Origin of the sequence: Actinomadura oligospora ATCC 43269 (assembly GCF_000518265.1) — a bacterium.
Classification (GTDB): domain Bacteria; phylum Actinomycetota; class Actinomycetes; order Streptosporangiales; family Streptosporangiaceae; genus Spirillospora; species Spirillospora oligospora.
The window spans coordinates 523,813-533,483 of record NZ_JADG01000008.1; the positions used below are offsets into that span (position 1 = coordinate 523,813).

A 9,671-nucleotide genomic window follows, 5' to 3' on the forward strand; every position below is an offset into this window, starting at 1 on the left:
TCACCGACGGTACGCGCGGCCCGGCGGCCCGGTCGGGTTCCGGTCCGGGCGCGATGGCTCCCCGCGGTGTCTTTCCGGCGGTCTCCCCGTTGGGATCGCGCCCGGCTGTGCGCGGAGGCCACACCACCGGGCTAGGCGTCACGTTCCCGAAGCTGACCCCAGCCCGAAAGTAGGTCTGTGACCGGCCCGCGAGGAGGATGAGTGCAGTGCGGTGCATCGAATGGCCGATGTGCCCGGCTGGTCGCTGTTTATGGTCTGGGCATGGGGCGTGTGGGTTGGTACACCGTCGCCGGACTGGCGTTGCTGGTGACGGCTTGCCTGGTGGCAGCACGTACGTGGGCGGGGACCTCGGCGGGGCAGTTCGATCCGGTCGGCGCGGTGATCGCGTTGGCGAGCCTGGCGGTCAGCGTGGTCGCGTTGGGGCTGGCGGTGCGCGCGCAGCGCCACACCGACACCGATGTCATCGACGCCGCAGCACGGTTGGCGGTCGCGGTGCGGGCGGTTGAGGCGGAGGCGCGACGTCAGCTACTGGGCGGGCACGATCGGACCATCGATGTGGAGTTCACCCTCCAGCCGGCCCAAGCGCACAACGCCGCCAGGGCCCCTACCAAAGGAACCCTGGAAGAGGTCCTCGCCTATTACCGCAGGCTGCGACCCCGCCGACTGGTGATCACTGGTGAGGGTGGGTCAGGGAAGACCGTGCTGGGCATCGAATTGATCTTGGGGCTGCTCAACAAGCGCGCCGCCACCGATCCGGTGCCCGTACGGTTGTCGGCGGCCGCAGTGGACACCAGTCGGCCCCCGGAATCCGCGATCGGCGATTGGCTTGCTGAGCATCTCGTGCGGACGTACCGGCTGGCCGAGGCGACGGCCCGGGAACTGGTGGCCGCGCGGATGGTGCTGCCAGTGCTGGACGGGCTGGATGAGATGGACGCGGTCGATGACCCCGGATACAGCTCCCGCGCCGCGCAGACGATCCGGGCCTGTAACGCCTACCTCGATGGCGCCGACAAGGGAAGCTTGGTGCTGACCTGCCGTATCGATCAGTACGAGGCATTGGAGAGGACTCGGGAATGGGTGCGTGACGCCGCCCGCGTCGAGATTTGCCCGGTCAGACTGCCCAAAGCCCGAGAGTTCCTGATCGGGCGGGTCAGCGACGAAGGACGCTGGCAGCCGGTGCTCACGGCGATGTGCCGATCCGGCAACCGGCCCCTGGCCCGGGCCCTGTCCACCCCGTGGCGGCTCACCCTGGCGGCCACGGTGTACGACCAACGCGACCTCGCCACCGGCGCCTATCTCCACGATCCGGCCGAGCTCGTCGACCCCCGCCTGGACTCGGAGAACAAGATCCGAGATCACCTTCTCGGCCTGCTCATCCCCACCCTCGCCGCCGTCCACCGCAGTCCCTACCCGGCCGACCACGTGCACCGCTGGCTAGGAGTCCTGGCCCTCTACCTTCACAACAACACCCCCACCGCAACCCAGCCCGCCCGCACGGTGGGCGGGCGAACTCTATCGGGAACCGATCTGGTCCTGCACGAACTCTGGCCCCTGGCCGGAACCCGCCTCCCCCGCGCCATCCCTGTCCTCATCGTGGCCGCTGCCTGGAGCTGCTTTGCCGCCTACATGCTCACCCACCTCCCGACCGGATTCTCACTACGCGCGCAGATGGTCGGCGTCACCAGTGCTTGGCTCGTCCCTCCTATGTTGTTGCCATGGCTCTGGAAAACACTTTGGCCTCCTGTCAGCAAGCTCGACCTGCCGCAGGTTCGGCCCCAACCCGGTCGACGCCAACTCATCTCACAGCTCGTGGTCGGGCTCGCCGCCGGGATCGCGGTCGGCCTCGCGACCGGGATCGCGGCCGGGCTCACGGGCGGGCTCGCGGCCGGGCTCGCGGTCGGGCTCACGGTCGGCCTCACGAACGAAAATCATTCGCCGGCGGGGCCGCATGAGGCAGTGAGATCAAGCATCGCGGGCGGGCTCGCGGCCGGGCTCGCGTTCGGGCTCGCGGCCGGGCTCGCGTTCGGGCTCGCGGCCGGGCTCACGGCCGGGCTCACGGTCGGGCTCATGACCGGGCTCGTGACTGGGCTCGCAGCCGGGCTCACGAGTTTCCGGTACATGGTGCTGTTGCTGGGCACGCGGCGGTGGAGTAGCCAACCACTGCCCTGGTGGCTGGGAAGATTCCTGCAATGGAGCTATAGAGCAGGCCTGGTCCGCATCGCTGGCACGGGATACCAGTTCCGCCATCGGGAGCTGCAGGAATACCTGGCCCGCCACCCGACGCCATGATCCAGATTCGAACCGTCCAACAACGTCTACTTTTCCAGACACGGTAGCGGCTGGCTGTCGTTGTTCGGCCGGAGCTGGCGGTGGCTTCTGACCGGTGCTGTACGGCCGGGTTGGGTCAAGCGCGCTTCCCGGATGCGCGGACTTCCTACCGTGGGTGTTCTACCGGTACAAGTCCGCGACAGGGGCTCGAAGATGGATCCGATCGTTATGGCAGCGGGGACAGCGTTGGTGGGGGCGATGGCCACTGACGGGTGGCAGCAGGCCAGGGCGGGTGCGGTGACGCTGTGGCGGCGGGTGCATCCCGAGCGGGTTGCGGCGGTCGAGGCGGAGTTGGAGGAGGTGCGCGGGGAGGTGCTGGCGGCCCGGCAGGCGTCCGATCACAAGGCCGAGGACGGGCTGGCCGAGGAGTGGCGGCGCAAGCTGGCCCGGCTGGTGACCGCCAACCCGACCCTGGGCGCCGAGATCCAGCAGGTGCTGGATCAGGTGTGGCTGCCACTGCTGCCAGAAGCCGACCAGGCGCGGGTCCAGCGCATCACCATGAACGCGACCGCGTCCGGGCACGGCCGGGTGTACCAGGCCGGCCGGGACCAGACCATCAACGAGCAATGACCCGGCCCTCGATGGGGTCACCGGACGCTGGCGGAGCGGCTTTTCAGCATGCGGTCGCGTCGGGGTTTGCGCGGGTTTTCCAGGCCGCCGGGGACATGGTCGTGTACGGGGGAGCCGAGCCTTATCGGCTGGGAGGCTGGCCTGCCCCGACCACCGACGCGCCGCCGAATGCGCTGGTGAGCAGGTCGGCTGGCGGGCTGGCGGGGGCGACGGTGCGGGAGCGGCCGAGCGCGCTGTTGCGGGCCTCCAAGGCGCTGGTCGATTTCACTGGTCGCAGTGACGAGCAGCGCCGGTTGCTGCAGTGGCGCGATGAGCCGGACTTGTTGGCGGTTCGGCTGGTGCACGGGCCGGGCGGTCAGGGCAAGTCCCGGCTGGCCGGGCAGCTGGCCCACACCTGGGCCGGGCAGGGCTGGGTGGTGCTGGGCGCCTACCATCGCCGCGATAGGCAAGCGCCCGGCGCGTTCCAGGCGCCGGAGCTGACGGGCGCGGCGGGGGTGCTGGTGGTGGTGGACTACGCCGAACGGTGGGACACCGCCGATCTGCTGACCCTGCTGGGCGACATCCGTGCCGGTGCCGGGTTGGTGGTGCGGGTGGTGCTGCTGGCGCGCCCGGCCGGGACCTGGTGGCAGACCTTGCAGTACCGCATCCAGCGTGACCTGGGCCTGGAGCCCACGCGCATGCCGTTGGAGCCGCTGGAGCGGGACCCGGCGCTGACGCGGACTGGGTTGTTCGCCGCCGCCCGGGACCGGTTCGCCGACCTGCTGGGAGTGCCCGCCGCCAAACACGCCGCGGCGCCGTCGGCGCTGGCTCGGCATGAGGCCTACCAGCTGGTGCTGACGGTGCACATGGCCGCGCTGGCCGTCGTGCTGGGCCACGACACCTCCGACGGTGCGCGGGGCGATCCGGTCGAGGTGTCGGCGTTTCTGCTCGCCCGTGAACGCGATCACTGGGAGGCCCTGCACACCCGGACCGACAAGCCGCTGGCGACCACACCCGATGCGATGGGCCAGGTGGTCTACACCGCCACCCTCACCGGCCCACTCAGCCACCCCGACGGCACCACGGCACTCAGCCAGGTCGGAATCGACTCCCACCAAGCCCCCGGGCAGCTCCTCAAGGACCACGCCGGGTGCTACCCACCCGTCACCCCCACCACGGCAGACACCACAGCGGGCAGGGGTGTGGGCGCGGGCGCGGTCACGGTGCTGGAACCGCTGTATCCCGACCGGCTCGGGGAAGACTTCCTGGCCCTGCTCACGCCCGGCCACAGCCACGACTTCCCGCCCGACCCCTGGGCAGATGGCGCACCCTCTCGCCTCCTCACGCCCCCCACCCCTGCTGCCGCCGCGGCTGCCGAACTACCGCCTGGACCCGCCGATGACGGCGCCGCGCCGGTGTGGGCCCGGCACACCCTGACCACCCTGATCGAGGCCGCCGCCCGGTGGCCGCACCTGGCCCACCAGCAGCTGTACCCGCTGCTGCAGGCACACCCCCACCTGGCCCTGCACGCCGGAGGCGCCGCCGTTGCCGCCCTGGCCGACCTGGACAGCGTGAGCCCGAGCCTGCTCGAGACGATCGAGGAACTGCTGCCCAAACGGCACATCGACCTGGACATCGCCGCCGCCGCAGTGGCCTCTCAGCTGGCCGAGCACCGACTGACCACCACCAGCGACCCCGCCGAGCGCGCCCACATCCACCACGACCTGGCAGTGCGCCTGTCGCACGCCGGCCAGCGCGGCCGCGCCCTCGCCGAAAGCCAACACGCCGTCGACCTGCGGCGCGAGCTGGTGCGGGTCAACCGGGACGCCTACCTACCCGGCCTGGCGATCTCGCTGAACAACCACGCAACGTGGCTGGCGGAGGTCGGACGGCGGGATGAGGCTGGGCCGGTCTCGCAGGAGACCGTCGACCTTTATCGGGAGCTGGTGCGGGTCAACCGGGACGCCTACCTACCCGGCCTGGCGACCTCGTTGAGCAACCACGCCGATCGGTTGTCGGAGGTCGGACGGCGGGATGAGGCGGTGCCGGTCTCGCAACACGCCGTCGACCTGCGGCGCGAGCTGGTGCGGGTCAACCGAGACGCCTACCTGCCGGACTTGGCGACCTCGTTGAACAACCACGCAAAGTGGCTGGCGGAGGTCGGACGGCGGGATGAGGCGGTGCCGGTCTCGCAGGAGACCGTCGACCTGTGTCGGGAGCTGGTGCGGGTCAACCGGGACGCCTACCTGCCGGACTTGGCGGGCTCGTTGAGCAACCACGCAACGTGGTTGTCGGGGGTTGGACGTTGGAGCGAGGCTGGGCTGGTCTCGCAGGAGGTCGTCGACCTTTATCGGGAGCTCGTGCGGGTCAACCGGGACGCCTACCTGCCCGGCCTGGCGATCTCGTTGAACAACCACGCAAAGTGGCTGGCGAAGGTCAGACGGCGGGATGAGGCGGTGCCGGTCTCGCAGGAGACCGTCGACCTGTACCGGGAGCTGGTGCAGGTCAACCGGGACGCCTACCTACCCGTCCTGGCGACCTCGTTGAACAACCACGCGTCGCACTTGGCGCAGGTCGGACGGCGGGATGAGGCGGTGCCGGTCTCGCAGGAGACCGTCGACCTGTACCGGGAGCTGGTGCGGCTCAACCGGGACGCCTACCTGCCCGGCCTGGCGACCTCGTTGAACAACCACGCCAATCGGTTGTCGGAGGTTCGACGTTGGGACGAGGCTGGGCTGGTCTCGCAGGAGGCCGTCGACCTGCGGCGCGAGCTGGTGCGGGTCAACCGAGACGCCTTCCTACCGGACCTCGCGGGTTCCTTGAGCAACCACGCGTCGCTGTTGTCGGACCTCGGACGGCGGGACGAGGCTGGGCTGGTCTCGCAGGAGGCCGTCGACCTGCGGCGCGAGCTGGTGCGGGTCAACCGAGACGCCTACCTACCGGACCTCGCGGACTCGTTGACCAACCACGCATTGTGGTTGGCGCAGGTCGGTCGGTGGGGCGAGGCTGGGCCGGTCTCGCAGGAGGCCGTCGACCTACGGCGCGAGCTGGTGCGGGTCAACCGGAAGGCCTACCTACCCGGCCTGGCGATCTCGTTGAACAACCACGCAATGTGGCTGGCGCAGGGCGGATGGCGGGATAAGGCTGTGCCGGTCTCGCAGGAGACCGTCGACCTTTATCGGGAGCTGGTGCGGGTCAACCGGGACGCCTACCTACCCGGCCTGGCGACCTCGTTGAGCAACCACGCCGATCGGTTGTCGGAGGTCGGACGGCGGGATGAGGCGGTGCCGGTCTCGCAACACGCCGTCGACCTGCGGCGCGAGCTGGTGCGGGTCAACCGAGACGCCTACCTGCCGGACTTGGCGACCTCGTTGAACAACCACGCAAAGTGGCTGGCGGAGGTCGGACGGCGGGATGAGGCGGTGCCGGTCTCGCAGGAGACCGTCGACCTGTGTCGGGAGCTGGTGCGGGTCAACCGGGACGCCTACCTGCCGGACTTGGCGGGCTCGTTGAGCAACCACGCAACGTGGTTGTCGGGGGTTGGACGTTGGAGCGAGGCTGGGCTGGTCTCGCAGGAGGTCGTCGACCTTTATCGGGAGCTCGTGCGGGTCAACCGGGACGCCTACCTGCCCGGCCTGGCGATCTCGTTGAACAACCACGCAAAGTGGCTGGCGAAGGTCAGACGGCGGGATGAGGCGGTGCCGGTCTCGCAGGAGACCGTCGACCTGTACCGGGAGCTGGTGCGGCTCAACCGGGACGCCTACCTGCCCGGCCTGGCGACCTCGTTGAACAACCACGCCAATCGGTTGTCGGAGGTTCGACGTTGGGACGAGGCTGGGCTGGTCTCGCAGGAGGCCGTCGACCTGCGGCGCGAGCTGGTGCGGGTCAACCGAGACGCCTACCTACCGGACCTCGCGGACTCGTTGACCAACCACGCATTGTGGTTGGCGCAGGTCGGTCGGTGGGGCGAGGCTGGGCCGGTCTCGCAGGAGGCCGTCGACCTACGGCGCGAGCTGGTGCGGGTCAACCGGAAGGCCTACCTACCCGGCCTGGCGATCTCGTTGAACAACCACGCAATGTGGCTGGCGCAGGGCGGATGGCGGGATAAGGCTGTGCCGGTCTCGCAGGAGACCGTCGACCTTTATCGGGAGCTGGTGCGGGTCAACCGGGACGCCTACCTACCCGGCCTGGCGACCTCGTTGAGCAACCACGCCGATCGGTTGTCGGAGGTCGGACGGCGGGATGAGGCGGTGCCGGTCTCGCAACACGCCGTCGACCTGCGGCGCGAGCTGGTGCGGGTCAACCGAGACGCCTACCTGCCGGACTTGGCGACCTCGTTGAACAACCACGCAAAGTGGCTGGCGGAGGTCGGACGGCGGGATGAGGCGGTGCCGGTCTCGCAGGAGACCGTCGACCTGTGTCGGGAGCTGGTGCGGGTCAACCGGGACGCCTACCTGCCGGACTTGGCGGGCTCGTTGAGCAACCACGCAACGTGGTTGTCGGGGGTTGGACGTTGGAGCGAGGCTGGGCTGGTCTCGCAGGAGGTCGTCGACCTTTATCGGGAGCTCGTGCGGGTCAACCGGGACGCCTACCTGCCCGGCCTGGCGATCTCGTTGAACAACCACGCAAAGTGGCTGGCGAAGGTCAGACGGCGGGATGAGGCGGTGCCGGTCTCGCAGGAGACCGTCGACCTGTACCGGGAGCTGGTGCGGCTCAACCGGGACGCCTACCTGCCCGGCCTGGCGACCTCGTTGAACAACCACGCCAATCGGTTGTCGGAGGTTCGACGTTGGGACGAGGCTGGGCTGGTCTCGCAGGAGGCCGTCGACCTGCGGCGCGAGCTGGTGCGGGTCAACCGAGACGCCTACCTACCGGACCTCGCGGACTCGTTGACCAACCACGCATTGTGGTTGGCGCAGGTCGGTCGGTGGGGCGAGGCTGGGCCGGTCTCGCAGGAGGCCGTCGACCTACGGCGCGAGCTGGTGCGGGTCAACCGGAAGGCCTACCTACCCGGCCTGGCGATCTCGTTGAACAACCACGCAATGTGGCTGGCGCAGGGCGGATGGCGGGATAAGGCTGTGCCGGTCTCGCAGGAGACCGTCGACCTTTATCGGGAGCTGGTGCGGGTCAACCGGGACGCCTACCTACCCGGCCTGGCGACCTCGTTGAACAACCACGCCAATCGGTTGGCGGAGGTTGGACGTTGGGGCGAGGCTGGGCTGGTCTCGCAGGAGGCCGCCGGCTTGTATCGGGAGCTGGTGCGGGCCAATCGGGACGCCTACCTGCCGGAGTAAAACCAGAGCGTCACGGTGCTGGGGTATGTGTTGGTGCAGGACGCCCGCTTCGATGAGGCGGTAGCTCCCTTGTGGAAGTGTTCTCAGCCGGGCAAGAACTGTCCGACTATGCCCAGGACATCAGCGGCGTGATCGTTGATCTGTTGCGCCGCTGCTACGCCGGGGATGCTTCCGGAGCGGCAGCGGCGGTCCGTGCGATCACCGGCCAGGACATCCCCGGCTGGACGCGAGAACCGCCTGCCCTGCCCGACGACTGAGCCGGGCGACGGTCAATGGCCCCGGTCTTGAGTCGTCCGGAAAGGTGTACTTTTCCGGACACCCTAGCGACCTGCGCGAACACCGTCCCGAAAACCCCATCCAGAAAGTCGCACCAACTTCGGGGGCAGGTCACGCTCGGGAGCAACCGAGAGCCCGACGGGCTACCGCTAATTTCTGCACTCAGCCTCCTCGCGGGCCGATCAGCCGATACCGGGTCCTAGAGACCGATGCCAGCGACCACCACGGCATCTGCTGGGAGCTCGACCTCGACCGAGTCGACGCGGAAGGGCTCCGCGAATTCCACTGACCGCTGGCTGCCGGAACGCCACCGGCCATCGCGTCGAACCCGCGATCCCTCATCGTGGCGTCATGACGTCATGAGCTCACGACGTCATGACGCCACCGATCGCGGAGTGAGTTAGCTCGCCGCCGCCCTTGCCCAGGGCGCTCCTGGAGCTGGGGTCTGGGCGGCGACCTAACTCACTTCGGCGAACTAACTCGGCTAACTTCCGCAGGTCACGGACGAGTGAGCCCCCCAAGGGCGACGAGTTAGCTTTCTAGCCGAGTTAGGTCCCCCGACGCAACGCGGGGTGTCGGTAGCCCATGCGCCATCGGCCGCAAACGAGCGGAGCGTGACGGCTGACTCGACGCAACGCCCGAAGTCGACTATCGCGCCGCCCCGTTCCGGCCGCTGCTGCATCGTCCTGACCGAAATCCATCCCGCCGCCGGAAAGCACGTACGCACTTTGACCTGCGGCTATCGACCCATTCTTCCCTCGGTGACATCGACCCGAGCGCTGGGCCGTCTACGGACAGTGTTGGCGGTCAGAACGATCTTGGTTCGGTCGTCCAGGCTCAGGAGACATTCCGGACAGAGGTCACCAAGACCGTGACATCTAGCGCCACTTGCTGTCGCAGCGATAGTAGCCGCTGGTCTGCTTGCAGACCTGCATCCAGAAGTCCTTCATTGCCCACCCTTCCTGGTCCCACCAGCGGCTCTTGGTCACCGTCTTCGGGGCCTTGTAGCCCTTGGTGGTGATGACGTAATCGGTGATGGTGTGCCATCCGTACATAAGGTAGCGGCGGTGGACCCGGAGAGCGGCGTAGTGGCCATCACTCGCGCTGTCAGTCACGCTGAGATTGAGGGCGACGATCCTTTTGCGGCCCTCCCAGCACAGCGTCGCCCGGGCGCTCGCGCCGGGCATGGAACTGAACGCATTGCGGCAACTGAAGGAAGCCGCC

At 68.7% G+C, this 9,671-nt stretch carries 5 protein-coding genes; 4 read left to right on the forward strand and 1 reads right to left on the reverse strand.

Annotated features, from left to right (window positions below; all coding sequences use genetic code 11):
• The first annotated feature begins 261 nt into the window (after positions 1-261).
• The 4 genes from P696_RS55895 (at position 262) to P696_RS0114260 (ending at position 8,428) form a co-directional block, all read left to right on the forward strand.
• Entirely contained in the window at positions 262-2,289 is a 2,028-nt protein-coding gene (locus P696_RS55895) for an NACHT domain-containing protein (RefSeq protein ID WP_026412867.1), read from the forward strand.
• A 237-nt stretch (positions 2,290-2,526) separates the two neighbouring features.
• Positions 2,527-2,898: a hypothetical protein gene (locus P696_RS0114250; protein ID WP_211245738.1), complete on the forward strand. Its 372-nt coding sequence runs from the start codon at positions 2,527-2,529 to the stop codon at positions 2,896-2,898.
• Positions 2,899-3,074: 176 nt separating this feature from the next.
• Positions 3,075-8,171 (forward strand): tetratricopeptide repeat protein, encoded by a 5,097-nt coding sequence (locus P696_RS52430; protein ID WP_170026442.1) that lies wholly within the window; start codon positions 3,075-3,077, stop codon positions 8,169-8,171.
• 71 nt (positions 8,172-8,242) lie between these two features.
• Positions 8,243-8,428, forward strand: a complete 186-nt coding sequence (locus tag P696_RS0114260; RefSeq protein WP_026412869.1) for a hypothetical protein — start codon at positions 8,243-8,245, stop codon at positions 8,426-8,428.
• 897 nt (positions 8,429-9,325) lie between these two features.
• Here the strand turns inward: P696_RS0114260 and P696_RS0114265 are convergent.
• Positions 9,326-9,671 (reverse strand): hypothetical protein (locus tag P696_RS0114265; protein ID WP_211245739.1); only part of this gene is annotated, 346 nt, incomplete at its 5' end.